Annotated in this window: 30 protein-coding genes; 14 read left to right on the top strand and 16 right to left on the bottom strand. The window is 67.1% G+C overall.

Translation table 11 applies throughout. The features are described from left to right. Positions 1-135 precede the first annotated feature (135 nt). The 3 genes from O5K31_RS04225 (at position 136) to O5K31_RS04215 (ending at position 3010) form a co-directional block, all read left to right on the top strand. Positions 136-1992 (top strand): ATP-binding protein, encoded by a 1857-nt coding sequence (locus O5K31_RS04225; RefSeq protein WP_269716076.1) that lies wholly within the window; start codon positions 136-138, stop codon positions 1990-1992. Positions 1993-2138: 146 nt separating this feature from the next. Then, complete coding sequence (locus O5K31_RS04220; RefSeq protein WP_269716075.1) at positions 2139-2486, top strand: hypothetical protein; 348 nt, start codon at positions 2139-2141, stop codon at positions 2484-2486. A 77-nt stretch (positions 2487-2563) separates the two neighbouring features. Then, positions 2564-3010, top strand: a complete 447-nt coding sequence (locus tag O5K31_RS04215; protein ID WP_269716074.1) for a GNAT family N-acetyltransferase — start codon at positions 2564-2566, stop codon at positions 3008-3010. A 164-nt stretch (positions 3011-3174) separates the two neighbouring features. On the opposite strand, the gene O5K31_RS04210 is transcribed toward O5K31_RS04215, so the two are convergent. Together O5K31_RS04210 and thiD are read right to left on the bottom strand one after the other, a co-directional pair. After that, positions 3175-3756, bottom strand: coding sequence for a nucleotidyltransferase family protein (locus tag O5K31_RS04210; RefSeq protein ID WP_269716073.1), 582 nt, complete (start codon positions 3754-3756; stop codon positions 3175-3177). A 54-nt stretch (positions 3757-3810) separates the two neighbouring features. Then, entirely contained in the window at positions 3811-4638 is an 828-nt protein-coding gene (thiD, locus tag O5K31_RS04205; RefSeq protein ID WP_269716997.1) for a bifunctional hydroxymethylpyrimidine kinase/phosphomethylpyrimidine kinase, read from the bottom strand. Between the two features lie 706 nt (positions 4639-5344). On the opposite strand from thiD, the gene O5K31_RS04200 reads away from it, so the two are divergent. Then, complete coding sequence (locus O5K31_RS04200; protein WP_269716072.1) at positions 5345-5485, top strand: hypothetical protein; 141 nt, start codon at positions 5345-5347, stop codon at positions 5483-5485. Between the two features lie 145 nt (positions 5486-5630). Here O5K31_RS04200 and O5K31_RS04195 read toward each other — a convergent pair whose 3' ends face one another. Both O5K31_RS04195 and O5K31_RS04190 read right to left on the bottom strand, forming a co-directional pair. Continuing rightward, on the bottom strand, positions 5631-6293 hold the full coding sequence (locus tag O5K31_RS04195; protein WP_269716071.1) for a hypothetical protein: 663 nt from the start codon (positions 6291-6293) through the stop codon (positions 5631-5633). Positions 6294-6545: 252 nt separating this feature from the next. Next, positions 6546-6905: a winged helix-turn-helix transcriptional regulator gene (locus O5K31_RS04190; protein WP_269716070.1), complete on the bottom strand. Its 360-nt coding sequence runs from the start codon at positions 6903-6905 to the stop codon at positions 6546-6548. A gap of 120 nt (positions 6906-7025) precedes the next feature. Between O5K31_RS04190 and gstA the strand changes: the two genes are divergently transcribed. The 5 genes from gstA (at position 7026) to O5K31_RS04165 (ending at position 9612) form a co-directional block, all read left to right on the top strand. Next, the gene (gstA, locus tag O5K31_RS04185; protein ID WP_269716069.1) at positions 7026-7643 is read left to right on the top strand and encodes a glutathione transferase GstA; all 618 of its coding nucleotides are present in this window, start codon (positions 7026-7028) and stop codon (positions 7641-7643) included. Beyond that, a complete protein-coding gene (locus O5K31_RS04180) occupies positions 7640-8020 on the top strand; it encodes a nuclear transport factor 2 family protein (RefSeq protein ID WP_269716068.1) in 381 nt (126 codons plus the stop codon). Before gstA ends, O5K31_RS04180 begins: the two co-directional genes overlap by 4 nt. A gap of 13 nt (positions 8021-8033) precedes the next feature. Continuing rightward, positions 8034-8252 (top strand): tautomerase family protein, encoded by a 219-nt coding sequence (locus O5K31_RS04175; protein WP_269716067.1) that lies wholly within the window; start codon positions 8034-8036, stop codon positions 8250-8252. 91 nt (positions 8253-8343) lie between these two features. Then, the gene (locus O5K31_RS04170; RefSeq protein ID WP_269716066.1) at positions 8344-9096 is read left to right on the top strand and encodes a site-2 protease family protein; all 753 of its coding nucleotides are present in this window, start codon (positions 8344-8346) and stop codon (positions 9094-9096) included. Between the two features lie 78 nt (positions 9097-9174). After that, positions 9175-9612, top strand: a complete 438-nt coding sequence (locus O5K31_RS04165; protein ID WP_269716065.1) for a hypothetical protein — start codon at positions 9175-9177, stop codon at positions 9610-9612. 49 nt (positions 9613-9661) lie between these two features. On the opposite strand, the gene clpB is transcribed toward O5K31_RS04165, so the two are convergent. Next, positions 9662-12244: an ATP-dependent chaperone ClpB gene (clpB, locus tag O5K31_RS04160; RefSeq protein ID WP_269716064.1), complete on the bottom strand. Its 2583-nt coding sequence runs from the start codon at positions 12242-12244 to the stop codon at positions 9662-9664. Positions 12245-12409: 165 nt separating this feature from the next. Here clpB and O5K31_RS04155 point away from each other — a divergent pair, with 165 nt between their 5' ends. Beyond that, a complete protein-coding gene (locus O5K31_RS04155; protein ID WP_269716063.1) occupies positions 12410-13375 on the top strand; it encodes an alpha/beta fold hydrolase in 966 nt (321 codons plus the stop codon). 106 nt (positions 13376-13481) lie between these two features. Here the strand turns inward: O5K31_RS04155 and O5K31_RS04150 are convergent, their stop codons facing one another. The 5 genes from O5K31_RS04150 to O5K31_RS04130 all read right to left on the bottom strand — a co-directional run bounded on the left by O5K31_RS04150 (position 13482) and on the right by O5K31_RS04130 (position 18948). After that, entirely contained in the window at positions 13482-14888 is a 1407-nt protein-coding gene (locus O5K31_RS04150; RefSeq protein WP_269716062.1) for a M20/M25/M40 family metallo-hydrolase, read from the bottom strand. A 114-nt stretch (positions 14889-15002) separates the two neighbouring features. After that, positions 15003-15386, bottom strand: a complete 384-nt coding sequence (locus tag O5K31_RS04145; protein ID WP_269716061.1) for a hypothetical protein — start codon at positions 15384-15386, stop codon at positions 15003-15005. A 99-nt stretch (positions 15387-15485) separates the two neighbouring features. Continuing rightward, complete coding sequence (locus O5K31_RS04140) at positions 15486-16430, bottom strand: DMT family transporter (RefSeq protein ID WP_269716060.1); 945 nt, start codon at positions 16428-16430, stop codon at positions 15486-15488. Between the two features lie 27 nt (positions 16431-16457). After that, positions 16458-17705 (bottom strand): aspartate kinase, encoded by a 1248-nt coding sequence (locus O5K31_RS04135; protein WP_269716059.1) that lies wholly within the window; start codon positions 17703-17705, stop codon positions 16458-16460. A 127-nt stretch (positions 17706-17832) separates the two neighbouring features. Continuing rightward, on the bottom strand, positions 17833-18948 hold the full coding sequence (locus O5K31_RS04130) for an alpha/beta fold hydrolase (protein ID WP_269716058.1): 1116 nt from the start codon (positions 18946-18948) through the stop codon (positions 17833-17835). Between the two features lie 123 nt (positions 18949-19071). On the opposite strand from O5K31_RS04130, the gene ubiG reads away from it, so the two are divergent. From ubiG to O5K31_RS04115, 3 genes are all read left to right on the top strand, one after another. Beyond that, entirely contained in the window at positions 19072-19827 is a 756-nt protein-coding gene (gene ubiG / locus O5K31_RS04125; RefSeq protein ID WP_269716057.1) for a bifunctional 2-polyprenyl-6-hydroxyphenol methylase/3-demethylubiquinol 3-O-methyltransferase UbiG, read from the top strand. A gap of 102 nt (positions 19828-19929) precedes the next feature. Further along, complete coding sequence (locus O5K31_RS04120; RefSeq protein ID WP_269716056.1) at positions 19930-21393, top strand: serine hydrolase domain-containing protein; 1464 nt, start codon at positions 19930-19932, stop codon at positions 21391-21393. 52 nt (positions 21394-21445) lie between these two features. After that, entirely contained in the window at positions 21446-21739 is a 294-nt protein-coding gene (locus O5K31_RS04115) for a glycine zipper 2TM domain-containing protein (RefSeq protein ID WP_269716055.1), read from the top strand. A 1-nt stretch (position 21740) separates the two neighbouring features. Here O5K31_RS04115 and O5K31_RS04110 read toward each other — a convergent pair whose 3' ends face one another. From O5K31_RS04110 to O5K31_RS04095, 4 genes are read right to left on the bottom strand one after another with little or no spacing between them, the layout of a single operon-like run. Then, the gene (locus tag O5K31_RS04110) at positions 21741-22178 is read right to left on the bottom strand and encodes a DUF1178 family protein (RefSeq protein WP_269716054.1); all 438 of its coding nucleotides are present in this window, start codon (positions 22176-22178) and stop codon (positions 21741-21743) included. A 9-nt stretch (positions 22179-22187) separates the two neighbouring features. Next, entirely contained in the window at positions 22188-23009 is an 822-nt protein-coding gene (locus tag O5K31_RS04105) for a carbon-nitrogen hydrolase family protein (protein WP_269716053.1), read from the bottom strand. A 4-nt stretch (positions 23010-23013) separates the two neighbouring features. Next, a complete protein-coding gene (grxC, locus tag O5K31_RS04100; RefSeq protein WP_269716996.1) occupies positions 23014-23268 on the bottom strand; it encodes a glutaredoxin 3 in 255 nt (84 codons plus the stop codon). 39 nt (positions 23269-23307) lie between these two features. Next, positions 23308-24090, bottom strand: a complete 783-nt coding sequence (locus tag O5K31_RS04095) for a ComF family protein (RefSeq protein WP_269716052.1) — start codon at positions 24088-24090, stop codon at positions 23308-23310. Here O5K31_RS04095 and O5K31_RS04090 point away from each other — a divergent pair. Then, complete coding sequence (locus O5K31_RS04090; protein WP_269716051.1) at positions 24089-24991, top strand: methyltransferase domain-containing protein; 903 nt, start codon at positions 24089-24091, stop codon at positions 24989-24991. The two genes, O5K31_RS04095 and O5K31_RS04090, sit on opposite strands and share 2 nt — an antisense overlap. 31 nt (positions 24992-25022) lie before the next feature. On the opposite strand, the gene O5K31_RS04085 is transcribed toward O5K31_RS04090, so the two are convergent. Next, entirely contained in the window at positions 25023-25379 is a 357-nt protein-coding gene (locus O5K31_RS04085) for an endonuclease domain-containing protein (RefSeq protein WP_269716050.1), read from the bottom strand. A gap of 68 nt (positions 25380-25447) precedes the next feature. Then, the gene (mutT, locus tag O5K31_RS04080; RefSeq protein ID WP_269716049.1) at positions 25448-25852 is read right to left on the bottom strand and encodes an 8-oxo-dGTP diphosphatase MutT; all 405 of its coding nucleotides are present in this window, start codon (positions 25850-25852) and stop codon (positions 25448-25450) included. Positions 25853-25870 lie beyond the last annotated feature (18 nt).

Genomic DNA, 25870 nt, shown 5'->3' with positions numbered 1-25870 from the left:
GCGGCCAAGCTTATTAACGCCGTCACGCGTCTTGTTAACCATGCTCGCCCGAAAATTGAGCACCGCGGGCTGGAAGCGAAGCGTTAGGGAAAATCGGCGATGCTGCGCCGTGCTTCCATTTGTGCGTGCGAGTTGATGAGCAGCGAAGGTCGGTCCTCCTCCCGTTCGACCCATGCGACCCTGCAGGGCCGCATCGCCGCGGTGGCGCTGGTCACCACGGTGATCGTGCTGCTGGCCGCCTGCTTGACCTTCCTCTTCCAGAAGACGGCCGGCGCCAATGAAGCGCGCCGACGCAATCATGAGGTCCTGGCCCAGGTCCTGGCAGGTAACGCCGCCGGCCCCGTGCTGGCCGGCGACCGCATCGCCGCCCGTCAGGTGCTGAGCGCCATGAAGGCCGCGCCCCAGGTGACGGTCGCCCTGCTACGAGACCGTGACGGCCGCGTCCTGGCGGCCTATGGCGATCTCGCTCAGGGCGAGACAGTGTCGGTCTCGGCCCCCGTGATCTCGCGGGGCTACATGATCGGCCGGGTCGAGCTGCACCGCGCCAAGCCGCCGCTTCTGCAGATCACCGCCCAGGACATCGCCCTGATCGGAGCCCTGTTCTTCGGCTCGGCGGGCCTGGCCCTGCTGCTGGCCAACAGCCTGGCGCGCCGCATCAGCGCGCCCATGGAGCGGCTGTCGCACGCCATGCGGGCCATCGCCGCCAGCGGCCGGTTCGAGCCGGTGAACGAAACCGCCCGCGACGACGTGGTCCACAACCTGACCCGCAGCTTCAACGACCTGCTCGGCCAGCTGGGAGCCAACGACCGCACCCTGCGGCGGACCATGCGCGAGCTGGTCCAGGCCCGCGACGACGCCGAGGCCGCCAACCGGCTGAAGTCGCACTTCCTGTCCAATATGAGCCACGAGATCCGCACGCCGCTGAACGGGGTGCTGGCCATGGCCGAAGTCATGGCCATGGGTGAGCTCAGCCCCATCCAGCAGGAGCGCCTGACGGTGATCCGCCGGTCGGGCGAGATCCTGCTGTCGGTTCTGAACGACGTGCTGGATCTGTCCAAGATCGAGGCCGGCCGCCTGAAGCTGGCGTCCGAGCCGTTCGACCTGCGCGACCTGGTCTGGTCCGCCGCCGACCCCTACGCCATCTCGGCCGCCGACAAGGGCCTGGCCTTCGACGTCCACGTCGAGGAGCCGGCCATGGGCCGCTGGCTGGGCGACTCGGCCCGGGTGGGCCAGATCGTCGCCGCCCTGCTGTCCAACGCCGTGAAATTCACCGACGCCGGCGCGGTCCGCACCCGCCTCTCCCTGGGCGAGGATGGGGCGCTGGAGCTGCGCGTTTCGGACACCGGCATGGGCATTTCCGAAGCCCAGCGCGCGCGCCTGTTCGACCGCTTCGTCCAGGCCGACGATTCGACCACCCGCCAGTTCGGCGGCCTGGGCCTGGGCCTGACCCTAGCCCGCGAGCTGGCCGAGGCCATGCAGGGCGGCATCAGCGTCGAGAGCCGCCTTGGCGAGGGCGCGGCCTTCACCGTCCGACTGCCGCTGGAGCGGGTCGAGGACAAGGCCGAGGCCGCCGGCCGCGGCGTCAATCCGGCCCGCGCCCTGCGCGTGCTGGCGGCCGACGACAACGTCACCAACCAGAAGGTCATCACCGCCATCCTGGCCCCGCTGGGCGTGACCCTGGACATCGTCAGCGACGGCCAGGCCGCCATCGAAGCGTGCGACCAGGTAGAGTACGACCTCGTCCTGCTCGACATCCACATGCCGGTGCTGGACGGACTGGAGGCGGCCCGCGCGATCCGCGCCGCCGAAGCCAAGGGCGGCCGCGGCCGAACCCCCATCCTGGCCGTCACCGCCGACGCCTCCGACCAGCAGCGCCAGGCCTATATCGCCGCCGGCATGGACGGCCACGTGGCCAAGCCGATCGAGGTGGCCAAGCTGTATGACGCCATCGACCGGGCGGCCAGCGGCGACCTGATCGTCAAGGCCGCCTAGGCATAGACGCCGCCGCCTCAAGCACTCGCCCAGGTTCACGAACCTGAACGCAACATAACGAGCGCGTCAGAACCGTTTCAGGCTTCGCGTGTTCTTCTTGCCCCAACGTCGTCAACGGGACGGCGTGAGTTCAAGAGGAACCGACCATGAAAAAGATCCTGCTCTCGATCGTCGCGGTGTCGGCCCTGGCGGCCACGACCGTTCCCGCCATGGCCCAATCCTGGCAGTCGATCAACAACCGTCAGGCCAACCTGGACCGCCGCATCGACCAAGGCGTCCGCAACGGCCAGATCACCCGCAGCGAGGCCTATCGTCTGCGCGCCGAGTTCCGCGACCTGAACCGTCTCGAGAACCGCTACCGCCGCGGCGGCCTGAACAACTGGGAGCGCGCCGACCTGGATCGCCGCTTCGACCGACTGGCCGCCGCCGTCCGCTACGAGCGCCGCGATGGCGACCGTTACGGCTACGGCTACGGCGATCGTAACCGCTACTAGGCCCTGAGGGATAACCCTCGGCCCGCAGCCCCGCCCGGCGCTTCCGCCGGGCGGGGTTTTGGCGTTTAAGGCCGGCCATGACCTACGAACTCACCCACGCCGGCTACGTCGTCAGCGACGATCAGGACCGCATCGACCTGGACCGCGCCCACCAGTGGATCGGCCAGGAAAGCTATTGGGCGCAGGGCATCCCCCGCGCCACGCTGGAGAAGGCCGTGCGCAACAGCCTGGCCTTTGGCGTCTACGCCCCGTCGGGCGAGATGGCGGCCATGGCCCGGGTGGTCACCGACCGGGCGACCTTCGCCTGGCTGTGCGACGTGTTCGTGGACGAGGCCCATCGCGGCCACGGCCTGGGCAAGGCGATCATGCGGGCCTTCACCGAGCATCCCGACCTGCAGGGTCTGCGCCGCAGGCACCTGGCCACCGCCGACGCCCACGGCCTGTACGCCCAGTTCGGCTTCAAGCCCCTGGACGGGGTCGACCGCTGGATGGAAATCGTCGACCGGGACGTCTATCGGCGGTGAGCTTTTCACGCGTGGGCTGGGCTGATCTCGCCCTCCCGTTTTCCCTGCTTCCCTCGCCCTTGTGGCGAGGGTCCCTGCGTCCGTAGCGACGGCGCGCTTCGCCCAAGCGCAATGCCCGCCGATACAGGGATCCTCGCCACAAGGGCGAGGAAGGCGGATAACCTCTAGTCCTCCTCCTCCACCACTGTCAGTTCCGGCCAGCGGGCGCGGGCGGAGGCCACGACCTTGTCCCAGCCGGTCGCCTTCTGACGATGGGGATTGGGGCGCAGGGTCATGGAGAACAGGTCCTCCAGCCCAAAGGGCGCGACGATGGTCAGGGAGTCGTCGTCCTCCAGCCGCGCGCCCACCGAAAAGGCCGGCGCCACGAAGCGGGTCAGGGCCTCGGACGAGTTGGGCAGCGGGACGTAGGGCTCGCGGAAGCGGTGTTCGAACCACAGGTGGACGCGGGCCTGGTTGCGCACCTCGACCATCGAACTGAGCGGTTCATCGAAGGCGGCGGCGACCTGGCGGATGATCACGTCCTCGGCCTCATAGGACAGGTCCGACGGGTCGAAATAGCCCAGGTCGTAGTCCTTGATCCCATAGTCGGCGGGCCGGCCGGTCAGGTGGTTCCACACCGGCTGGTAGATGGCGCCGGAAAAGATCAGCCAGTCCGGCAGATCCAGGCCCCGCGCGGTCCGCATCACCGTCATCAGCTGAGGCGTGGCGCGCAGGATGGCTTCGAGGCGGCGGTTAAGGTCGGTCATCGCATCTCCTCCCCTGCGAAGCGGGTGAGGAGAAGGACATCATCGTCATCATCTTCACCCCCGCATCGTCCATCCGTGATCCAGCGGGCCGTGGCCGGCGCCGAAACCGGGGGCGCGGAGCATGGCTTCGTGGACGTAGTTCCAGGCGCGGGCCACCGCCTCGGTCAGGGGCAGGCCCTGGGCCAGGCCGGTCGCGCAGGCGCTGGCCAGGGTGCAGCCGGTGCCGTGGGTGTGGCGGGTGTCGATGCGCTCGCCCTCGAACACCGTCTCGCCGGCCGGGGTGATCAGCAGGTCGATGACCCGGTCGCCTTCGATATGGCCGCCCTTCATCAGCACCGCCGCCGCGCCCAGGCCCAGCAGGGCCTCGCCCGCGCGGCGCAGGTCGTCGGTGGTCTCGACCGTCAGGCCGGTGAGGGTCGCGGCTTCCGGCGCATTGGGGGTCAGCAGGGCCGCGCGCGGAACCAGCAGATGACGCACCGCCTCGACCGCCTCGGTCGGAAGCAGGGCCGCGCCGCCCTTGGCGATCATCACCGGGTCGATCACGGCGGGCACGCCTCCGGCGGTCAGGATCAGGCGGGCCACGGCCTGCACCGTCTCCACATCGCCCAGCATGCCGGTCTTGATGGCGTCGGCGCCGATATCGTCCAGCACCGCCCGGCCCTGGGCCTCGATCACGTCCACGGGAATGGGATGCACGCCGGTCACGCCAAGGGTGTTCTGCACGGTGATGGCGGTGATGGCGGTGGCCGCATAGCCGCCCAGGGCGGTGACCGTCTTGATGTCGGCCTGGATGCCCGCCCCGCCGCCGGAATCGGAGCCGGCGATGATCAGGACGCGGCCGCGCTTGGCCGAAGCGGAAGGGATGGAGGGAGCGGCGCTCATGGCCCCGGTTCTAGCCGCGACGGCGCCCACTGTCTCCACCGGACGACGCGCCGCATAGGGGTCGGGGACAAGCACCCGCACCGACGGCCCCGCGTGGCGGGCGCCGTCGCGCGGCGTGGAGGCGGTCGGGGCGTCGCCGACGCGCCCGGACAGGCGGATCAGCGGGTCGGTGAGGAAGGAAGGAGGCGTGAGCATGACCTATCCTCCCATACCGCCGGAGGGAGCGGATAAGCCGGCCGGAAAATGTCTCCGGAGTCTCCGATTTGGGTCCCGGAGTAGCGAGAGTATCGGTCTCGGGAGTAGCGTGTGGTGGGCCCGTTCACACCCAATTTGACTTCGGCACGCTAAGAGGGCCTATTGTGATTGACTGTCGTTTTCTGCGAGGACGCTCGGCGACCCGCAGTGCGGTAGCGTTCCCCTCTTGTTCTTAGAGCCGGTTTCAATTAGCTTGCGAGCCTTGATAGGCGATTTGGGCGAGCTACTGAGGTAGCGCGACCTCCAGACGCCAAAGTAGCCCGCAAAACGTTTTCGACCCCACGCCTTCCGCGCGGGGTTTTTTATTGTCGTAATGACATTGAATTTCCGGCGACCTTTAGCGCTCGTCGGATAGCGCGCCCCCGCACTGTGGGCATCCTCAGCACCGAAAAAGCAAACTCGCTGACCTCTGGTCAGGCGGGCATTTGGTGCTGCATCCTCGGAGAGCTAGATGCAGATCGGGCTCGCCATTGCAATTCTTGGATTGCTGACGGCGCTGGTGGGACTGCTTGCTGCAGTACTCGCCTGGCAAACCGCCGCGCTCCAACTCGCAACGGCGTTGATCGAGCTCCGCACCGCCTTGCTAAAATAAACGGCGGCGGCCAATGGGCCGGTGAGCACTCATTGTCCATAGGTGTAACGCCCGTCGCGCAAGCGACGGGCGCCAAAGGCGTTTGTGGGTACCCCCACGAAGTACCCAGACGAGTCCGATGCCAACGCCGCCAACCGCATCTCGTTCAGCCCTTTAAAGGGCCGAACATGCCGGACTCGGTCATTGCCAAGTATATGCCCTTAATGGCGATTGCGGTTTCTTGAGTAACGAACAACGATGATCGATTGCCGTGAGGACGACCTAGCAGATATGGCCGCATAGTCTCCCACGTCTCGGCGCGCTGAGCCCACCGCCACACTGGCAATTCCTGCTCTAGCATCAGCGGCACGGCCCAACGTTTAGGGATCGTAAGGTTCTGCTCCAGGCCTTCCGACCACTTGCAACGCACGAGGATTGGGGTGGCCATTTGGGAATAGAACGGCACATCAAGACGCTCGGCGCTGATTGACGCGCAAGGCACTTCGAGCAGCCTTTGAGCGGAATCTATAACCCGCTGGCCGTCGTCGTAAGGGCACGTGATAAACCCATGCGCAAAGTACCTAGTATGGTCCAGACCGATATAGCCGCATCGATCGCTCGGATAAGTCTCCGGATGCCTGCCATCATGGTTTGCGACCAACGGATGCCAAGTGGGATAGCCATCAACGGCCGGCCCAAGGTCTGAAACGATCTCTTGCAACGCGGCTTCCGCTTCCTCGCGCTGCTTTGGGTCAAAGTCCCTGGGCACGAGGTAATTTTTGACCTCTTGAAACCTGCTAGACGCAGCCTCATCAGCTCTAAACGCCATTGATCAACTCCCAAGCCAAAGCGCCGGGCTCAAATCTATCAATCTACGCATGATTTATCAATATCATGCAGAAAATGTCACTCTTGTGCATGGACATAAATAGCCATGCACGCTTAGCGAGCGGTTCTTCCTTCCTGCATCACACCGGCCAGCTCCCTGAGGGTGAAACGCTCCGATCCGTTCGGCGATTTTCTGGAGACCGAGGGCGCGAACCTGACTGACCGCCGCGCGCGCTGCGTCGGCGGTTGACGTTCACCGCCCTGAACCGACGTCCCTCGACTTCAGGCGATGCCCCACCTCTACGATCGCCGTGAGAGCGGGAATGAGCTCGCCGCCGAGCGGGGTCAGGGCGTATTCCACCGAAGGCGGCGAGGTCGGCAGGACTTGGCGTTCCAGCACGCCCCGATCTCGCAGCTCTCGCAGCCGCTGGGACAAGACCTTGGCTGAAACCGGCGGAATGTCGGCGCGAAGCTCGCTGAACCGCCGAGGCCCTTCGCGCAGATGCCAGATGACGTTCGCCGCCCAGGCCCCGGAAAGCACCGCCATGCACTCCGTCAGGTCGCACGGCTCAGGCGGCGGCGCGCCGCGGTTCTTGCGCATCTTGAGGCTCATGAGGAGGCCGTCTCGGTTACCGGTGAGAAACTCGATAATCAGGTTACCATCAGAAACCTGGTTGGCGATGGAAATCGGGGGCCCTAGGTCTGCCTCCTGTTTTCAACGGGAGTCTTTCCGATGCGCCTCTACTTCAAGCCGGGAGCCTGCTCGCTCGCGTCCCGGATCGTTCTCATCGAGCTTGGCCGGGACTTCACGGCGGTCAGCGTCGATACCGACGCGGGCCGGACCGAGGACGGCCGCGACTATCGCGCCGTAAACCCGCGCGGATACGTGCCGGCGCTGGAACTCGACGACGGCCGGGTGATCACGGAGAACCCCGCGCTGCTCCAGTATCTGGGCGACCTGGAGCCGGGGTTGCTGACGCCGCCCGCCGGAAGCTGGGATCGGGTGCGGCTTCAAGAGGCGCTGAACTTCATCTCCTCGGAGCTCCACAAGGCGTTCTCGCCCTTCTTCCAAGGCGAGGCGACTGGGGACCGCTTGGCCTCCGCCCAGGCTCATTTGAGCCGCCGCGTCGGGGAGGTGGAGCGGATGCTGGATGGCGGGAGCGCCTATCTTCTCGGTGATCGCATGTCGGTGGCGGACGTCTACCTGTTCGTCGTCCTCAACTGGGCGGGGTTCATCGGTTTCGAACTCCAGGACTGGCCGCGCGTGTCCGACTTCATGGCCCGCATGGGCGAGCGCCCGTCGGTCCAGGCCGCCCTGACGCAGGAAGGCCTGCTGAAGGCCGCCGCATGACCGCCGCCGCCTTCGCCGAGATCAGCGAAGTCCTCGCGGACTATTTCGACGGCCTCCACCACTGCGATGTCGAGAAGCTGGCGTCGGTCTTTCATCCCAAAGCCCTCTACGCGACGGCCGACGAAACGCCGCTCCTCCACAGGACCATGGACGAGTACCTGCCCGTCGTCGCGGCCAGGCAATCGCCCGCTTCGCGAGGCGAGCCGAGGCGAGATCACATCGACGAGATCCAGCTGGCCGGAGACAACACCGCCCACGCCAGGGTCCGATGCTCGATCGGGGACCGGGATTTTGTCGATTTCCTGTCGCTGGTCCGCACCGACGGCCAGTGGCGGATCATCGCCAAGATCTTCCAGATCATCGAGCGCCAAGCCTAGCCGGAGAGCCACAGTGCCTTACGTCAACATCAAGATCACCCGCGAGGGCGCCACGCGCGAGCAGAAGGCCAAACTGATCGCGGGCGTCACCGACCTTCTCGTCCAGGTGCTCGACAAGTCGCCCGCCACAACCTTCGTCGTCATAGACGAAGTGGCTTTCGAGGATTGGGGAGTCGGCGGCCTGCCGGTCGACGAGTACCGGCGGCGCACCAGCGGTTCGGAAAGGACGTAGCCTGACGGCGCCGCGAAGGTGGCGTGGCTCGCTGATCTCGCGCTATGTGCGGAGCGCCGGGATGCTGAACCCGGCCCAGTGAAGGACCATCGTGCCTAGCTTTTCCCTGTTCAACGGCCTGTCCCGCAACGGCCTGATCCTCATTGTCGCGTTCGTCGGGCTGGGGGCCATGCTGGCCTATGCGCCGTCGGGGCCGCTGACCTTCGCCTTCGTGCTGGCGGGGTGGATGGTCAGCGTGGGGGTGCATGAGTTCGGGCACGCCTATGTGGCGTGGAAGGCCGGCGACACCGAGGTGGTGGGCAAGGGCTATCTGAGCTTCGACCCGCTGAAATACGCCGACCTGTCGACCAGCCTGATCCTGCCGCTAATCGCCCTGGCGCTGGGCGGGATCGGGTTTCCGGGCGGGGCGGTCTATCTGCGCGAGGATCTGATGCGCAGCCGCACGGGGCGGTCGCTGTCGTCCCTGGCCGGACCGTTGGGGACGCTGCTGGTGCTGGTGGTGCTGGCGCTGATCGTGGGCGTCGGCTGGCGGCCGGAGGGCTCGCCAGTGGTCACCGCCCTGGCGTTCCTGGCGTTCCTGCAAGGGACGGCGCTGATCCTGAACCTGCTGCCTATCCCGGGGCTGGATGGCTATGGCGTGCTGCGGCCGTGGCTGCCGGCGGCGGTGCAGCGAACCGTGCGCAAGTTCGAGGCGCTGGGGATTCTGGTGCTGCTGGCGCTGCTGTTCCTGGTTCCAGGGGCGTCGGGGCTGCTGATCGGCGGGGCGGTGACCCTGACCGACGGGTTGGGCGTGCCGCGCGAGGCGATCGCTCTGGGCTGGGACGCTTTCATGTTCTGGAAGTAGGGCGCGAACGCTCCCCATATCCACGTTCTGCGATCCGTGTCAGCCTGCCTCCATGCACAAGCAGGGAGGGCTTGAACCATGACTTACGTAGCGGGCGCAAAAGCGCCGTGGCATCTGTGGCTGGTGGGGGTGATCGCCCTGGCCTGGAATGGGTTTGGCGGGTTCGACTACATCATGACCCAGACCGAGAACGCGGGTTATCTCGCCGCCTTCACGCCAGAGCAGCGGGCGTACTTCACCGACCTGCCGATCGTGATCGAGGTCGCCTGGGCGATGGGGGTCTGGAGCGCTGTGGTCGCTTCGATCCTGCTGCTGCTGCGGATCAGATGGGCGTTCCACGCCTTCACGATCAGCCTGGCGGCGATCGTGGTGAGCTTCATCTACGGCCAGTTCTTCACCAACGCGGCCGAGATCATGGGACCGCAGGGCGTGTACATGCCGCTCGTCGTGGCCGCCATCGGGGCGTTCCTGACCTGGTACACGTGGTCGATCTGCCAGAAGGGCGTGCTGAGGTAAGCGCATTTCTCCTGCCCCGTAGCGCAGCGCACGGGGCAGGAGATCAGCGCTAATGCACCGCGGCCCGGCCGATTTCGAGGCCGTCCTGGCCGGCGTGGACCTCGATCACCGCGCCGTCCTCCAGCTCGCCCGCCAGCAGCTTGCGGGCGATGGGGTCGACCAGCTCTTTCTGGATCACGCGCTTGAGCGGGCGCGCGCCATAGACCGGGTCGTAACCCTTGTCGCCCAGCCAGTGCAGGGCGGCGGGGTCGAGGGCGATGGCCATCTGGCGGTCAGCCAGCAGCTTCTCCACCCGCGACAGCTGGATGCGGACGATGTTGTCCATCTCCGCGCGGCCCAGGCGCTTGAACAGGATGATCTCGTCGATCCGGTTCAGGAACTCGGGGCGGAAGTGGCCGCGGACCACATCCATGACCAGGGGGCGGATCGCCTCGACATCCTCGCCCTCGGCCTGGTTGGCCAGGAACTCCGACCCAAGGTTCGAGGTCATGATGATCAGGGTGTTGCGGAAGTCGACCGTGCGGCCCTGACCGTCGGTCAGGCGACCGTCGTCCAGCACCTGGAGCAGGACGTTGAACACGTCCGGGTGGGCCTTCTCGACCTCGTCGAACAGCACGACCTGATAGGGCCGGCGGCGGACGGATTCGGTCAGGGCGCCGCCCTCGTCATAGCCGACATAGCCAGGAGGGGCCCCGATCAGGCGGCTGACCGAGTGCTTTTCCATGTACTCGGACATGTCCATGCGGGTGATGGCGTGCTCGTCGTCGAACAGGAACTCGGCCAACGCCTTGGTCAGCTCGGTCTTGCCCACGCCCGTGGGGCCCAGGAACAGGAACGAGCCGATGGGACGGTTGGGGTCCTGCAGACCGGCGCGGGCGCGGCGCACGGCGTCGGCCACGGCGGCAAGCGCCTCGTCCTGGCCGACCACACGGCCGCGCAAAGCGTCCTCCATGGCCAGCAGCTTCTCGCGCTCGCCTTCCAGCATCTTGTCCACCGGCACGCCGGTCCAGCGGGAGACGATGGCCGCGATCTGCTGGGCGTCGACGACTTCCGGCGTCATGGCCTGCTGCTCGCCCTTCTGTTCGGCGTCGGCCAGACGCTTTTCGAGGGCGGGGATTTCGCCGTACTGCAGCTGGCCGGCGCGGGCGAAGTCGCCGGCGCGCTGGGCGGTGGCCAGTTCGGCGCGCAGACGATCCAGGGCCTCGCGGGTCTGGGCGGCGCTGCCGACCTTTTCCTTCTCGGCCCGCCAGCGGGCGGTCATCTCGTCGGACTTGCCCTGCAGGTCGTCGATCTCGTCCTCGAGCTTTTCAAGACGCTGGACGGAGGCGGTGTCGGTCTCGCGCGAGAGGGCCTCGCGCTCGATCTTCAGCTGCACCAGACGGCGGTCGATCTCGTCCAGTTCCTCGGGCTTTGAGTCCACGGCCATGCGCACGCGGCTGGACGCCTCGTCCACCAAGTCGATGGCCTTGTCGGGCAGGAAGCGGTCGGTGATGTAGCGGTTGCTCAGGGTGGCGGCGGCGACGATGGCGCTGTCGCTGATGCGCACCCCGTGGTGAACCTCGTACTTTTCCTTGAGGCCCCGCAGGATCGAGACGGTGTCCTCCACCGTCGGCTCGGAGACGAAGACCGGCTGGAAGCGACGGGCCAGGGCCGCGTCCTTCTCCACATGCTTGCGGTATTCATCGAGCGTGGTCGCGCCGACGCAGTGCAGCTCGCCCCGCGCCAGGGCGGGCTTGAGCAGGTTGGAGGCGTCCATGGCCCCCTCGGTCTTGCCGGCCCCGACCAGAGTGTGCATCTCGTCGATGAACAGGATGATCGAGCCCTCGGCGGCCGTGACCTCGTTGAGGACCGACTTCAGGCGCTCCTCGAACTCGCCGCGATACTTCGCGCCGGCGATCAGGCTGCCCATGTCGAGGGCCATAAGCTGCTTGTCCTTGAGGCTTTCGGGGACGTCGCCATTGACGATGCGCTGGGCCAGACCTTCGATGATGGCGGTCTTGCCCACGCCGGGCTCGCCGATCAGGACGGGGTTGTTCTTGGTGCGGCGCGACAGGACCTGGATGGTGCGTCGGATCTCTTCGTCGCGGCCGATAACGGGGTCGATCTTTCCGTCGCGGGCGGCCTGGGTCAGGTCGCGGGCGTAGCGCTTGAGGGCGTCATAGCCTTCTTCGGCGCTTGAGCTGTCGGCGGTGCGACCCTTGCGGACGGCGGCGGCGGCGTCTTCCAGAGCCTTGGGCGACGCGCCGGCGTCCTTGAGGGCTTTGGCCGCATCAGCGCCGTCCTTGGCGATGGCGATCAGCAGGCGCTCGGTGGTGACGAAGGCGTCGCCGGCCTTCTTGGCGTCGGCTTCGGCGGTGGCGAAGACGCGGGCGGTGTCGGGCTTCATATAGAGCTGGCCGGAGCCGCCCTCGACCTTGGCGATCTTGCCCAGCAGGGCTTCGGCGGCGGCGTCCACGACGGCGGGCTTGCCGCCGGCGCTCTCGATCAGGGCGCGGGACAGGCCGTCCTTTTCTTCAAGCAGGACCTTCAGCAGATGCTCGGGCGCGAGCTGCTGATGGCGGCGCGACAGGGCCAGGCTCTGGGCGGACTGGATCGCCTGTTTGGCGCGGTCGGAATAGAGGTCGATGTTCACTTACGGGGTTCCCCTCAACTAGGCGGATTGGCCCGGTCGCCTTGCATCAAGCACGCCTGGGCTGAATGAGGAAATGGGTGTGGCGATCCGGCCACACAAGTCCCCAACGAAGCTGATCTGCGCGGCCGCGCGAACCGGCGCCATAAGTCGCGCGTTCGAGCTTTCATGCAGGTGACCAAGACGGGCGGGCAAGGGCTGAAGAGACGTCCCAAGGGCGTGCTGGAACTCGGCTGGGCGTGCTTTGAAAGCGCCGCGTCCGGCCGCACCGAGCATGTCCCAACATCGCTCTGTTATCCCGAGACCGTCGTGCGCCGGACCACATTCGAGGCCGGGGGCGGCCACGGCTGGCGTATCAGCGCCCTGACCACGCCGCGCGACCGACCGGCGCCGATCAAATATGTGGTGGTCACCGGCGCGCCGTCCTGGGCCGAGTACTGGGCGCCGGTGCTGGCCGCCCTGCCCCAGGACCGCGAGATGGTGGTGGTCGATCGCCCTGGCTTCGCGGGCAGCGAACCTGTCGAATATGTCGGCGACATCCGTGTGCAAGCCGAGGCTCTGTCGCCCCTGCTTGCGTCCCAAAAGGGCCAGAAGGTGCTGGTCATCGGCCAGTCCTATGGCGCGGCGATCGCCACCCTGATGGCGGAAAGTTCGGACCAGCATCGGCTGGCGGGGCTGGTCCTGCTGTCGGGCTTTTTCGGCGAGCCCGGTCCGACCGCGCGCCTGCTGGTCAAGCTGGGCTCCAAGGTGCTGAAGCTGATCCCCCGCGACCTGCGCAATGCGGTGCTGGAGGTGATGGGCCAGGCCGGCCAGCTGGAGCGGATGAAGATCGCCCTGGCTCGCCTGCGTGCGCCCGTCCACGTGATCCACGGCGACGCCGACGACTTCGCCCCGCTGGACACGGCCGAACGGCTGGCGGCCAACGCCAGGACGCGCACACCGGCCCGGTTCGTAGCGGTGGCGGGCGCCGATCACTTCCTGAACGACGGCCCGCCTGACGCGCTGCTGGCCCTGCTGGAGGATTGCCTGCCGGTGGAGCGGCCGCTGTTCCAGTTCAGGATGCCGAAGCTGACATGGCCGGTGTTCACATGGGCCAAACAAAAGGCCGCCAACGGCGGAGCCGTGGCGGCCTGATTGCGTCCTTCGAGACGGCCTTCGGCCTCCTCAGGATGACGGACTCAAGGGCAACCCAATCTCGTCATGCTGAGGAGCGCTGAAAGCGCGTCTCGAAGCACGTAAATCACTTCGCGCCGTAGAGCTTCACGACCTCGTAGAGGAAGTCGCGGCCCTCATAGAGCGACTTGACCCGGATACGTTCGTTCAGGCCGTGAGCGCCCGAGCCGGCCGCGTCGCCGAACATGCCCGACAGGCCATAGGTCTTGATGCCCGCCGCGTTGGTGAAGCGGCCGTCGGTGGCGCCGGTGGCCATGGACGGGATCAGCGGCACGCCCGGCCACAGCTTGGCGGCGGCCTGCTTGGCGGGCCCCATGATACGGGCGTCCAGGGGCGGCGGAACGTTCACCGGGCTGGGGGCGGCGGCCAGGGTGATGTTGATGCGCGGATCGGCGATCACATCCTGCAGAACTTTCTGCACGTCGGTGGGATTGACGCCCGGCAGGATGCGGCAGTTGACGTTGGCCTTGGCGCGCTGCGGCAGGGCGTTGGGCGCGTGACCGGCATTGACCATGGTCGCAACGCAGGTGGTGCGCATCATGCTGTTGCGGCTGCGGTTCTTGGCGACGGCGGCGACCTTGGCCGGGTCGTTGGGATCGGCGACGACGGCGGCCATGGCGGCGCCGGTCTCGCCGCCCTCGATCTTGGCCAGCTCGGTGAAGTTCAGACGGACCGCCTCGTTCAGGGCGACGGGGAAATCATAGGCGCCGATTTTCGAGATCGCGGCGGCCAGGTTGTAGATGGCGTTGTCCCTGATCGGGGTCGAGGAGTGGCCGCCCGGGTTCGTCGTCTCCAGGGTGTAGTCCTGATAGACCTTCTCGCCCGCCTGGATGCCGAGGAACACCGGCTTGCCCTGGGCGTCGAGCAGGCCGCCGGCCCCCTCGTTCAGGGCGAAATCGGCGTCGAGCGCGGCGGGGTGGTTCTTGAGCAGCCATTCGACGCCGTTGAAGGTGTCGGGGGTTTCCTCGCCGCAGGTCAGGGCCAGCTTCAGGTCGCGGGCGGGTTTGAAGCCCTCGCGCTTGTAGCGGATCATGTTGTCGGTGAAGGCCGCGGCCATGGCTTTATCGTCGGACGCGCCGCGGGCGTAGAAGTAGCCCCCCTCCTCCACCAGGGTGAAGGGATCGCGCTCCCAGTCGGCGCGGTTGGCCTCGACCACGTCGATGTGGGCCAGCAGCAGGATCGGCTTCAGCTTGGGGTTCTTGCCGCGCAGGGTGGCGATCAGGTTGCCGTCCTTGGGCCGGTCGGCGGGATACAGGATCTGGATGTCGGCGTCGGCGTAACCGGCGGCCTTCAGGCGCGCGGCCATGCGCTCGGACGCCAGGGTGCAACTGCCTGAGGACAGGGTGGTGTTGGTCTCGACCAGCTCCTTGTAGAGCGCCTTGAAGGCGGTCTGGTCCGGACGCTCCTGGGCCAGGGCCGCGCCGGCCGTCGACATGGCGGCGACGGCGATGGCCGCGACTGCGATCTTGTTCATTACGCTTCCCCCGAAATGGTGGCGGGAGCCTAGGACCGAGTCTCTCCAGCGCAAAAGAAAAACCCCGTTCGCGCGTAGCGAACGGGGCCTTGTCATTCAGATCGTGCCGTCGGCCTAGCGATAGTAGCCGTAACGGTCGTAGTCGCGTTGGGCCTGACGGTAGCCGGTGTTGTAGTAGCGGCTGTCGCGGCGGTCATTGCGGTAGGCGTAGCTGTTGTAGGCCGGACGAGCCTGGTAGGTGCGGCTATAGCTGCGGTTGCTGTAGCGACGTTTATCCTTGGTGGTCGCCGCGCCGATGGCCGCGCCGGCGACGGCGCCCAGGGCGACCGAGGAGCCCTTGCCGTCACCGATGACGCCGCCGGCCACGCCGCCGATCACGGCGCCCAGCAGGGCGTTTTCGGTCTTGCGGCTGGCCGCATAGGCGCCCGAGGCGGGCAGGGCCACCGCGCCGGCAAGCGTCGCGGCGAGAGCAATCTTGGTGAACTTGGTCGGCTTCATAGCGATCCTCCTTCAGTGTGGCCTCCAACCTAGCGGGGGCGGCCTGAACCCGATCTGAACCCGCAAGTTCAGGTGAGGTTCATCTTCGAAGGATGGGTTTCAGTGCGCGGCGGCGGGGACCGCGCGGTGCCTGTGCGCCGACCACAGGACCCCGCTCATCAGCAGGACGACGGCCGCGATCTCGAACGGACGCGGACCGCGATGCTCCAGAACAAAGCCGTACAGCAGGGCGAACAGGGTCTCGAAGACGATCAGCTGGCCCGACAGGCTCATGGGCAGCATGCGCGAGGCGCCGTTCCAAAGAGCGTTGCCGATCACCGAGGCGCCGATGGCGGTCACCGTGACCACGCCCCAGAACATCGGAAAGGCGCCAATGCCGTGCTGAGGCCCGATGAAGAAGGCGGGGATCAGGAACAGGGCCTGAAAGCCGGTGACCAGGCCGGTCAGCAGCGACCACTCGTTGCTGGTGAAGTGAGGGTGGGCTTTCAGATGGCGAGCGTTGTAGACGGCGTAGGCGGTCCATGACAGCAGCGCCGCCACCGCGCAGACCACGCCCAGGATCAGGTCGAAGGTGGTCGCGTCCGGCCCGCCGCCGTGGCTGAACAGGTCGATATTGATCGCCGCCACCCCGGCCAGGATCAGGGCAAGGGGACCGATCAACTCGCGCAGGCGCAGGGAGTCGGCGCTGCGGCCGAACAGGCTGGCGCTGACCGGCACCAGGCCGACGATCAGGCTGGCCACGGCGATGCCGGCCTTCTGGATGGCGACCACAAGGAACAGGAAATAGACGATGTTGCCGGCCAGGCTGAGCCAGAAGAGAGCGGTCCAGTCGGCGCGGGTGACGCGGCCCGACAGGCGCTTCCAGATCGGCGCGATCAGCAGCACGGCCGCCAGGCCATAGGCCAGGTAGCGGCCAGCCGACAGCTCGACCGGCGAGAAGCCCGACAGCATCTTAGGGCCGAGGAAGACGATGCCCCAGAGCGCCCCGGCGCCGACGCCGCATGCGATCCCCAGAGCGTGACGGCTCTGTTTCGCAGGCGTCATGGCGAAGGCCTTTCTGTGTTGGCGGCCCTAGAGCTGGTCCAGGCCGTAGGCGGCGTGCAGGGCGCGCACCGCCAGTTCGGTATAGGCGGCGTCGATCAGCACGCTGATCTTGATCTCCGAGGTGGAGATCACCTGAATGTTGACGCCCTTGGCGGCCAGAGCCTCGAACATGCTCTTGGCGACGCCGGTGTGCGAGCGCATGCCCACCCCGATCACCGAGACCTTGGAGACGTCCTCGTCCACGGCCACGTCCTCGAAGCCGATCTCGGCCTGGTGGCTGCGGACGATCTCGACGGCGCGCTGGGCGTCACGCTTGCCGACGGTGAACTCCATGTTCGCCGTCTCGGCCGTGCGGGCGCGCGACTGGACGATCATGTCCACATTGACGTTGGCGTCCGCCAGGGCGCCGAAGATCTTCGACGACACGCCCGGATGATCGGGCAGACCCAGCAGGGTGATCTTGGCTTCGTCGCGGCTGTAGGCGACGCCGGAAACGATGCGCTTTTCCATGATCTCTTCCTCGTCGCAGACGATGGTGCCCTGGCCGGGAGCTTCGCCCGGCTCGACAAAGCTTGAAAGGACGCGGACCGGCACGCGCTGGGCCATGGCCAGCTCGACCGAGCGCGTCTGCAGGACCTTGGCCCCGAGGGAGGCCATCTCCAGCATCTCCTCATAGGAGATCTTGGCGAGCTTCTTGGCCTTGCTCTCGATGCGCGGGTCGGTGGTGTAGACCCCGTCCACGTCGGTGTAGATGTCGCAGGCGCCGCCGATCGCGGCGGCGATGGCCACGGCGCTGGTGTCCGAACCGCCACGGCCGAGCGTGGCGATGCGGCCCGCGCGGGTCACGCCCTGAAAACCGGCGATGACGGCGATCTCGCCGGCCTCGAAGGCGGCAAGTAGGTTCTCGGACGGGATGTCGTCGATGCGAGCCTTGCCGTGGGCGTCGTCGGTGATGATCGGCACCTGCCAGCCCATCCAAGACCGGGCCCGGTGGCCCATGTTGCGCAAGGTCATGGCCAGCAGGCCGGCGGTGACCTGTTCGCCGCTGGCGACGATGGTGTCGTACTCGTCGTCCGAGGGCGCGATGCCTTGCGCGGCCGCGCCGGCGCCGTCGGTCCAGGCCACCAGTTCGTTGGTCTTGCCGCTCATGGCCGAGACCACCACGGCCACCTGTTTGCCGGTCGCAACCTCGGCCGCCACGAGGCGCGCGACGCGCCGGATGCGTTCGAGGTCGGCCACCGAGGTGCCGCCGAATTTCATCACCAGCCGGGACATGGGTCCGGTCGTTCCTTGATGCGGTTATTTATTGCGCGCTTTGCGCCGAGGGCCCATTCCCGACGCAAGCCGCCGCCTTCTAGACGCCAAAATGCGGCGCCGCAATGCGCGCCGCCGTAAAAACCGCTCAGTCGCGCTTCGGGGCCTCGGGCTCGGCGCGCTCGGCGATGGGGCGGACCTTGTCGAGCAGGGCGTAGAGGAAGCGGCCGGGCTCCTCGACCATCATCAGGTGGGCCGAGTGCTCGAACCAGACGACATCCTTCTTCGGCGCGCGCAGACCCTTCATCCAGTCCTCGGTGATGGAGCCGGGGGTGGTGTAGTCCTGACGGCCCAGGAACATGAAGGTCGGCGTGTCCAGCTTGCGGACATGGTTGAAGCTCACGTCCGCCAGCTTCGGCAGCAGGGTTTCGACCGCCATGTCGCTGCCCTTGGACCAGCCCTTGAGGTCGTCGGGGCCATAGTCGGGCGACAGGCGCGAGGACAGGAAGTAGTGGCGGGCGTTGTCGCGGCCGGCGCTGAGGAAGCCGTAGTGTATCGACCACTTGCGCTGGGTCTCGATCTTCTTGGTGTCGAAGTCGCCCGGTCCCGGATAGGGCTGCAGGGCCTCCAGCTCGGCGACCGCCTCGGCATTGCCGGCCTTCCTGGCGGCGGCGAGGACGGCGTTGAAGCCGACACGCTCGTTCTCGCGGAAATCGATCACCTGACCGGCGCCCACATAGGCGTGCAGCAGGTCGGGGCGCTTGGCGGCCACGGACAGGCCAACGATGGAGCCCCAGCTATGGCCGACCAGGATCACCCTTCGCTTGCCCAGCTTCTTGGTGACCTGCTCGATGAGGTCGATGGTGTCGTCCCGGTACTGGTCGACCGTCATAGTCGCGGCGATCGCCTTGGGATCATTTAGGGCGTAGGATTTGCCCGCCCCGCGCTGATCCCACTGCACCACCGTGAAGAAGTCCTCCCACGGCCGCTGGAAGGTCCAGGCCAGGGGCAGCTCCGGCGCGGCCGGGCCGCCATGGATGAAGATGATGATCGGGTTGGCGCGGTCCGCGCCGCGGATCGACACCCACTGGCTGGCGCCGCCCAGGGTCATCGGGCCGCTCTCGCTCACGCCGTTTGGCGTCACAATCTTCTGGATGTCAGCGACGATCGCCTTGCCTTGAGCATAGGGATCTGCGGCCGGAGCCGTCTGGGCGTGAGCAGACAGGGCGAAGGTGCTGAGCAGAGCGGCGGAGATCAGACGCATGAGGCTTCCTGGTTTGATGACATCAACACATAGAAGAGCCTCCGGGTCCGACCCGCGGATGCGTAGAGCGGGATTAAACCTTCGTCACTTGCGGCGCGGACAAGCGTGCGCCGGCTCGCTAGAATGTCGGCGATGAGTCAGACCTACACCTCCATCGACCCGGCCGAGGTCGAGCGCTTTTCCCGGATCGCCGCCGAGTGGTGGGACCCTCACGGCAAGTTCGCGCCGCTGCACGTGTTCAATCCGGTGCGCCTGAACTTCATCCGCGACCAAGCTGTCGCCCACTTCGGACGGGATGGAAAAGCGCGGCGGCCGTTCGAGGGGCTGAAGCTGCTCGACATCGGCTGCGGTGGGGGCCTGTTGTCCGAGCCCATGGCGCGGCTGGGCTTCGACGTCACCGCCGTCGATGCGTCCGAGCGCAACATCAAGACCGCCTCCACCCACGCCGCCGAGCAGGGGCTCCAGATCGAATTTCGCGCCAGCACCGCCGAGGCCCTGCTGGCCGAAGGCGCCGGGCCGTTCGACGTGATCCTGAACATGGAGGTGATCGAGCATGTGGCCGATCCGGGAGAGTTCGCGCGGACCTGTTCGCGTCTGCTCAAGCCCGGCGGCCTGATGATCGTCGCCACTCTGAACCGCACGCTGAAAGCCCTGGCCCTTGCCAAGGTGGGAGCCGAGTACGTCCTGCGCTGGGTGCCGGCGGGGACCCACGACTGGCGCAAGTTCCTGAAGCCCGATGAAGTGCGCGGCTTCCTGGCCGGCGAGCCGGTGGACGTGCAGGGACCGTTCGGGGTGTCTTACAACCCCCTCACCGGCCGCTGGAGCCGATCCAACGACAGCGACGTCAACTACATGATGACGGTCACGCGCCGCGCGTGACGGCGAGACCGCAGACCGACGATACGGGAACGCGACAGAGCGAAATCATCCGGCAACAATTGAAAGCTCTTACATAATTCCAGGACCAATCCTGGAAACGCCATGCGCAGCTCGCTCACCCTTCTCGCCCTGTCCTCCGTCCTGCTCGCGGGTACAGCCCTGGCGGCCGACACCGCCGGTCAGGCCGCGCTGGAGCACGGCCGCAAGCTGGTCGACCTGCTTGACAAGGGCGACCGTCGCGCCGTCGCCGCCTATCTGCAGGCCAACGGCGCGCCACGATCGACACCGCCAAACCCGCCGGTGATGGAACTGCTAAGTCGCACCTACCTACAAGCGCGCGGCGCCAAGTATGTAGCCGACGGTCCCGTGGAGCCCCAGGCCGCCACGGTAGTCTATGAGAACCCGACTACCAAGGGTCAGCAGGCCCTGAAAGTGACGGTGGAGCCTCAGCCCCCCTTCAACATGACTGCGGTGACGCCCGCGCCAACATCGCGCGCGTTCGCGCCCTTCGCTCCCGATGCTCCGCTAGACGAGCGGCTGAAGGGGATCGATGCCTATGTGGAGACTCTGACCAAGGCTGACGGCTTTTCCGGCGTCGTGCTGATTGCGGCGAGCGAAAAGCCGCTGTTGAACAAGGCCTATGGCCTGGCCGACCGCACGGCCGGCGCCGCCAACACGCTCGATACGAAGTTCAGCTTGGCGAGCCTGAACAAGATGTTCACCGCCGTGGCGATCGCCCGGCTGGTGGAGCAGGGCCAGCTGTCGTGGGACGATCCGCTGTCGAAATTCCTGCCCGACTTTCCTGACGCCGAGAGCGCGCGAAAGATCCAGATCAAGCACCTGCTGAGCCACACCTCGGGCCTGGGCTCATTCTTCAACCCGACCTTCTTCGCCACGCCCAAGGACCAGATCCGCACTCTGGACGACTACATGCGGCTGAACGGCGAAAAGGGCGGTCTAGCGTTCGAGCCAGGGACGCGCTGGTCCTACAGCAACAACGGCTATCTCGCTCTGGGCAAGGTGATCGAGAAGGTCACCGGCCAGGACTACTACGACTATATGCGCCAGACCCTGTTCGCACCGCTGGGCATGAACCAGACCGACTCCTACGCCCTCGACAGCAAGACGCCGAACATGGCGCGGCCCTATGAGACGTCCTGGACCGACGCCGGGCTGCAGACCCGCGACGCCACGCCAGAGATGCCCGTGCGCGGGAGTTCGGCGGGCGGCGGCTACTCCACCGCCGGCGACCTGTTTAAATGGGCCACCGCCTTCAAGGGCGGCAAGCTAGTGTCAGCCGAGACCGCGGCCCTGATGACCAGTCCCAAGCTCGAGCTTGGCTCGGCCAACGGCGGCTATGGCTTCGAGTTTGGCCGCCTGGCTCCGGCCGGGCGCAAGATCGTCGGCGCGCCGGGCGATACGGTGGGGACCTGCGTGATCTTCGACATGATCCGCGACGCGGACAACGACTACACCGTCATCATCCTGGCTAACTCGTTCATGGGCTCGTGTCACCGCGTGGCGCGTGCGGCCTACCAAGCTCTGCCGGCGAAAGCGAAACCGTAGGCGGAGGCGCGCGTTCTGGTGGCTGAACCTTTCAGCCTAGCAGGACCGCACCATGCGTCTTTCGATGATCACCCTCGCCGCCTTCGCCGCTCTTGGCGTGGCGGCGGCTCCCCTCGCCTCTGCCGAGGCCGCGCCGAAGAAGCGCGTCTATGTCTGCGACTACAAGAAGTCCAAGGCCAACCAGGGCACCCTGATCGGCGGGGCCAGCGGCGCCCTGCTGGGCAGTGCGGTGGCTGGCAACGGCGCCAAGACCGAGGGCGCGGTGCTGGGCGGCGTCGTGGGCGCGGTGGCGGGCCACCAGATCGCCAAGAAGAACGCCAAGCGCTGCTACTACACGTACCGCTAGGCTAATTGACGTCCGTCTTCTTGGGCGGGGCCGGCGGCAGCGGGGCGACCTGAATGCCGTCGGCGACGAGGTCCTTGACCTCCTTTGGCGTGGCCGAGCCGTAGATGCCGCGATCCTCTGACTTGCCCTCGTGGATGTCGCGCGCCTCACGGGCGAAGCGGTCGCCGACGTCGTCGAAGTTCTCTTCCACGTGAGCGCGGACGCGGCCCAGGGCCTCCATCATCACTTCGCGCATCTTGGGGTCGGCGTCTGCGGCGACGGCTTTCTGCGCCTTGGTGCCGGCCACGGCGGGCGCCATGATCTGCTTGCGGACCGTGGCTGACCCGCAGACCGGACATTCCAGCAGGCCGCGGGCCGACTGGTCGTCGTAATCGACGGACGAGCCGAACCAGCCTTCGAAGCCGTGGTCGTGCTCGCAGGTGAGCGCGTACTTGATCATGTTCTCTATTTAGGGACCGACGAAGGCGCGCGCATTCTTTAGGGCAGGAATGGCGGAGCGGGCCTTGTCGGCCGCCGCCAGATCGAGTTCGGCGATCAACACGCCCGGCTCGTCATGGTCAAGTTTTCCGATCACCTCGCCCCACGGGCCGATGGCGATGCTGCGGCCCCAGGTGCCGCGCCCGTCCTCGTGGAAGCCGCCCTGGGCGGCGGCGAGCACGAAACTGCCCGTCTCGATGGCCCGGGCGCGTAGCAAAATCTCCCAGTGCGCTTCGCCCGTGGGCCGAGTGAAGGCGGCGGGGACCATCATCACCTTGGCGCCGTCCAGCGCGAGCGCCCGATAGAGCGCCGGGAAGCGCATGTCGTAGCAGATGGTCAGGCCCAGCTTGCCAAAGGGCGTGTCGACCGACACCGCCCGATCACCCGGCTCATAGACCGCCGACTCGCGCGCCGTCTCCCCGGTGGGCAGGTCGACGTCGAACATGTGCAGCTTGTCGTAGGTGGCTACGATGTCGCCCGTCGGATCGATCAGGGCCTGGCGGTTGGCGGCCTTGCCGTCCTCGCGCTTGACCAGGGCCGAGCCGACGTCGATCCAGAGGTCCAGTTCGACGGCCAGAGCCTGCAGGCCCTTGACCACCGGGTCGTCCTCCAGCGCGGTCAGCTGCGGCAGCAACTGGGCCCGATCCTTCTGCAGGATGTTGCAGCCCTCCGGCGTCAGGACCAACTTCGCGCCCTGCCCCGCCGCGTCGCGGATCAGGGGCTCCAGCTGCGCCAGGCTGGCGGCGTGGCTGGCGGGCGTGCGGGTCTGGATCAGGCCGACGCGGAAGGTCATCGCATCAGGCGGCCAGCATCGAGTCCAGCTTGCCGCCTCGGTCCAGGGCCATCATGTCGTCGCAGCCGCCGATGTGCTGATCGCCGACGAATATCTGCGGGAAGGTGGTCCGGCCCGACTTGTCGATCATTTCCTGACGCAGCTTGGGGTCCATGCCGGCTTCGATCTCGGTGAAGTCGGCCCCCTTGTCCTTGAGGAGCTTCAGGGCGCGGGCGCAGTAGCCGCAGAACGGGCGAGTGTAGATGGTGACGTGTGCCATGAGGGCCGAACGCATATCCGCTAGATTGGTGTCCAAGCTCTACATAGACACGTCGGGCGCGTCTTTCACCCTCGCGATCACCGCCGCGGTTACAGAAACCGCTCCGACGGCCAAAAGCGCCTTGGCGCAGGCCTCCAGTGTCGCGCCGGTGGTCATGACGTCATCGACCAGCAGGATGCGCTTGCCTTCGACCTGGCGCCGGCGGAACGGCGGAATGGCGAAGGCGCCGGCCACATTGCGCTGACGGCCGGAGCCAGACTTGCCCCCCTGGGTCGCGGTGGCGCGGCGGCGGATCAGGGCGTCGGGCAAGTAGGGACGGTCCGCCAGCTTCGACAAAGGCCGCGCCACCTCCGCCGCCTGATTATAGCGCCGGGCGAACAGGCGGGCGGGATGAAGCGGCACAGGAACGATGGCGTCGGCTTCGGCCAGCAGGTCGGCGGCGGCGCGGCTCAGCCACTTGGCCATCAGCGGCGCCAGATCGGTGCGGTCGGCATGCTTGAGCTGCAGGATCAGGTTGCGCGAATGTTCGTCGTAGAGACAGGCCGCACGGGCGCGGGCGAAGGCTCTGGGCCGGGCGGCGCAGGTGGGGCAACGCACCCCCGCGCCAAGATCGAAATCGAACGGCGCGCCGCAGCCGTCGCAGGCCGGGTCGGCGATGAAACTGATCTTGCCCCAGGCCTCCGCGCCCAATCCGGGCGACCCTGCGGCCCCGCCATCAAGGGCTTGAGGCGGCAAAAGCAGGTCCAACAGACCCCGTCCGGCCGAAATCAGCGTCGGCCCTGGTTTCCAGCCGCCCTGCAAATCGCCATGTTGCGCGCCCATGAGCACCCCGCCGAAACTGTTCGACCGCGATCTTCTGCGCCGACGCCTTGACCGCGCCGCCGCCGGCTATGCCCAGGCCGACTTCCTGAAGGCTCGCGCCGCCCAGGACGCCGCCTGGCGCCTGGAACCGATCATGCGACGGTTTCCGCTCGCCGTCGATCTGGGCGCGCGAAGCGGGGCTTTCCGGCGCGCCTTGGCCCAGAGCGACGCCGCCGACAAGATCGACCTGCTGATCGAGACGGAGATCACGGGCAGCATGCTGGGGCCGGTCGGCGCGCGGCTGGTGGCGGACGAGGAGCGTCTGCCGTTCGCGGACGGCAGCCTGGACCTGATCGTCTCGACCCTGGCCCTGCACTGGACCAACGACCTGGTGGGCGCGCTGATCCAGGCGCGGCGGGCGCTGAAGCCGGACGGGCTGTTCATCGGCTCGTTCCTGGGCGGGGCGACCCTGAACGAGCTGCGTCAATGCCTGCTGGAGGCGGAGGCGGAACTGACCGGCGGTGCGGCCATGCGCGTCTCGCCCTTCGCCGACCATTCGGACGCGGCGGGCCTGCTGTCTCGGGCGGGGTTCGCCCTGCCGGTGGCGGACGTGGACCGGGTGACCGTGCGCTATGGCCATCCTATCGAGCTGCTGCGCGACCTGCGCCGCATGGGCGAGACCAGCATCCTGGCCGACCGCCCGCGCAAGCCCATGACCCGCACCCTGCTGGGCCACGCCCTGCAGCTTTATGTGGAGCGCTTCGCCGAGGCCGACGGCCGCGTGCCAGCCACCTTCGAAATCCTGACCATCACCGGCTGGGTCCCGCACGAAAGCCAGCAAAAGCCCCTGCCGAGGGGTTCAGCCCAGGTGGGGCTGGAAGAAGCGCTGGGGGTGGTGCGACGCAAGCGGGGGGATGCCTGACTTTCGCCTCTCCCCACTTGTGGGGAGAGGGTCAGGGTGAGGGGCGCTCGCCGCCGCAGGCGGCGAGTATGGTGTCGCAGACACCATCCAGGTTGGTGACTACCTCCGGGTTCCAGAACCGGATGACCTTGAAGCCCTCCCCTTCGAGGTAGGCCGTGCGGCGTGCGTCATAGGCCGTGACGTCCGCGTGCTGACCTCCGTCGAGTTCGACGATCAGGCTGGCTTCAGCACTCATGAAATCGACGATGTAGGCGCCGCGCGGCGCTTGCCGCTTCCATTTCCACCCGCCAAGACGACGGTCGCGCAGGCGCCCCCACAGGAACCGCTCAACGTCGGTCTGATCCACGCGCAGGCGCCTGGCCCGTTCGGTCAGGTCGTTGTGCGCCATCAACGCCGCTCCCCCTCACCCTTCCCTCTCCCCCACTTCGCGGGGGAGAGGCGAAAAGTTTCAGAGCGTCACAGCAAATCGCGCAGCCAGGCCACCAGCGGCAGGTCGGCGGGCGGCATGGGGTATTTGTCCATGTCGGTCGGCTTCACCCAGGCCAGGCCCGCATGCTCCTTCTGCTGCACGAAGCCTTCCCAGCGGCGGCAGAGGAACAGCGGCATCAGCAGGTGGAAGGTCTCGTACTCGTGGCTGGCGAAGACGAAGGGGGCCAGGCACGCCTTGGCGACCTGGATGCCCAGCTCCTCATCAAGCTCACGGATCAGGCACTGTTCGGGGGTCTCGCCGGGCTCGACCTTGCCGCCGGGAAACTCCCACAGGCCGGCCAGTTGCTTGCCCTCGGGCCGCTGGCACAGGAGCACCCGTCCATCGACATCGACGAGGGCCGCGGCGGCCACGAGAACGATCTTCTTTTCCATGGTCGAGATGTCGCCGGG

The sequence above is a fragment of the Caulobacter sp. NIBR2454 genome, from assembly GCF_027474405.1.
Lineage (GTDB): Bacteria > Pseudomonadota > Alphaproteobacteria > Caulobacterales > Caulobacteraceae > Caulobacter.
This window is presented reverse-complemented; position numbering and strand designations above follow the sequence as displayed.

Excerpts from the sequence above, each read along its gene's own strand:
- O5K31_RS04225 (WP_269716076.1), top strand. The coding sequence starts at position 136 with ATGAGCAGCGAAGGTCGGTCCTCCTCCCGTTCGACCCATGCGACCCTG.
- O5K31_RS04220 (WP_269716075.1), top strand. The coding sequence starts at position 2,139 with ATGAAAAAGATCCTGCTCTCGATCGTCGCGGTGTCGGCCCTGGCGGCC.
- O5K31_RS04215 (WP_269716074.1), top strand. The coding sequence starts at position 2,564 with ATGACCTACGAACTCACCCACGCCGGCTACGTCGTCAGCGACGATCAG.
- O5K31_RS04210 (WP_269716073.1), bottom strand. The coding sequence starts at position 3,756 with ATGACCGACCTTAACCGCCGCCTCGAAGCCATCCTGCGCGCCACGCCT.
- thiD (WP_269716997.1), bottom strand. The coding sequence starts at position 4,638 with ATGAGCGCCGCTCCCTCCATCCCTTCCGCTTCGGCCAAGCGCGGCCGC.
- O5K31_RS04200 (WP_269716072.1), top strand. The coding sequence starts at position 5,345 with ATGCAGATCGGGCTCGCCATTGCAATTCTTGGATTGCTGACGGCGCTG.
- O5K31_RS04195 (WP_269716071.1), bottom strand. The coding sequence starts at position 6,293 with ATGGCGTTTAGAGCTGATGAGGCTGCGTCTAGCAGGTTTCAAGAGGTC.
- O5K31_RS04190 (WP_269716070.1), bottom strand. The coding sequence starts at position 6,905 with ATGAGCCTCAAGATGCGCAAGAACCGCGGCGCGCCGCCGCCTGAGCCG.
- gstA (WP_269716069.1), top strand. The coding sequence starts at position 7,026 with ATGCGCCTCTACTTCAAGCCGGGAGCCTGCTCGCTCGCGTCCCGGATC.
- O5K31_RS04180 (WP_269716068.1), top strand. The coding sequence starts at position 7,640 with ATGACCGCCGCCGCCTTCGCCGAGATCAGCGAAGTCCTCGCGGACTAT.
- O5K31_RS04165 (WP_269716065.1), top strand. The coding sequence starts at position 9,175 with ATGACTTACGTAGCGGGCGCAAAAGCGCCGTGGCATCTGTGGCTGGTG.
- O5K31_RS04155 (WP_269716063.1), top strand. The coding sequence starts at position 12,410 with ATGCAGGTGACCAAGACGGGCGGGCAAGGGCTGAAGAGACGTCCCAAG.
- O5K31_RS04150 (WP_269716062.1), bottom strand. The coding sequence starts at position 14,888 with ATGAACAAGATCGCAGTCGCGGCCATCGCCGTCGCCGCCATGTCGACG.
- O5K31_RS04145 (WP_269716061.1), bottom strand. The coding sequence starts at position 15,386 with ATGAAGCCGACCAAGTTCACCAAGATTGCTCTCGCCGCGACGCTTGCC.
- O5K31_RS04140 (WP_269716060.1), bottom strand. The coding sequence starts at position 16,430 with ATGACGCCTGCGAAACAGAGCCGTCACGCTCTGGGGATCGCATGCGGC.
- O5K31_RS04135 (WP_269716059.1), bottom strand. The coding sequence starts at position 17,705 with ATGTCCCGGCTGGTGATGAAATTCGGCGGCACCTCGGTGGCCGACCTC.
- O5K31_RS04130 (WP_269716058.1), bottom strand. The coding sequence starts at position 18,948 with ATGCGTCTGATCTCCGCCGCTCTGCTCAGCACCTTCGCCCTGTCTGCT.
- ubiG (WP_269716057.1), top strand. The coding sequence starts at position 19,072 with ATGTCGGCGATGAGTCAGACCTACACCTCCATCGACCCGGCCGAGGTC.
- O5K31_RS04120 (WP_269716056.1), top strand. The coding sequence starts at position 19,930 with ATGCGCAGCTCGCTCACCCTTCTCGCCCTGTCCTCCGTCCTGCTCGCG.
- O5K31_RS04115 (WP_269716055.1), top strand. The coding sequence starts at position 21,446 with ATGCGTCTTTCGATGATCACCCTCGCCGCCTTCGCCGCTCTTGGCGTG.
- O5K31_RS04110 (WP_269716054.1), bottom strand. The coding sequence starts at position 22,178 with ATGATCAAGTACGCGCTCACCTGCGAGCACGACCACGGCTTCGAAGGC.
- O5K31_RS04105 (WP_269716053.1), bottom strand. The coding sequence starts at position 23,009 with ATGACCTTCCGCGTCGGCCTGATCCAGACCCGCACGCCCGCCAGCCAC.
- grxC (WP_269716996.1), bottom strand. The coding sequence starts at position 23,268 with ATGGCACACGTCACCATCTACACTCGCCCGTTCTGCGGCTACTGCGCC.
- O5K31_RS04090 (WP_269716051.1), top strand. The coding sequence starts at position 24,089 with ATGAGCACCCCGCCGAAACTGTTCGACCGCGATCTTCTGCGCCGACGC.
- O5K31_RS04095 (WP_269716052.1), bottom strand. The coding sequence starts at position 24,090 with ATGGGCGCGCAACATGGCGATTTGCAGGGCGGCTGGAAACCAGGGCCG.
- O5K31_RS04085 (WP_269716050.1), bottom strand. The coding sequence starts at position 25,379 with ATGGCGCACAACGACCTGACCGAACGGGCCAGGCGCCTGCGCGTGGAT.
- mutT (WP_269716049.1), bottom strand. The coding sequence starts at position 25,852 with ATGGAAAAGAAGATCGTTCTCGTGGCCGCCGCGGCCCTCGTCGATGTC.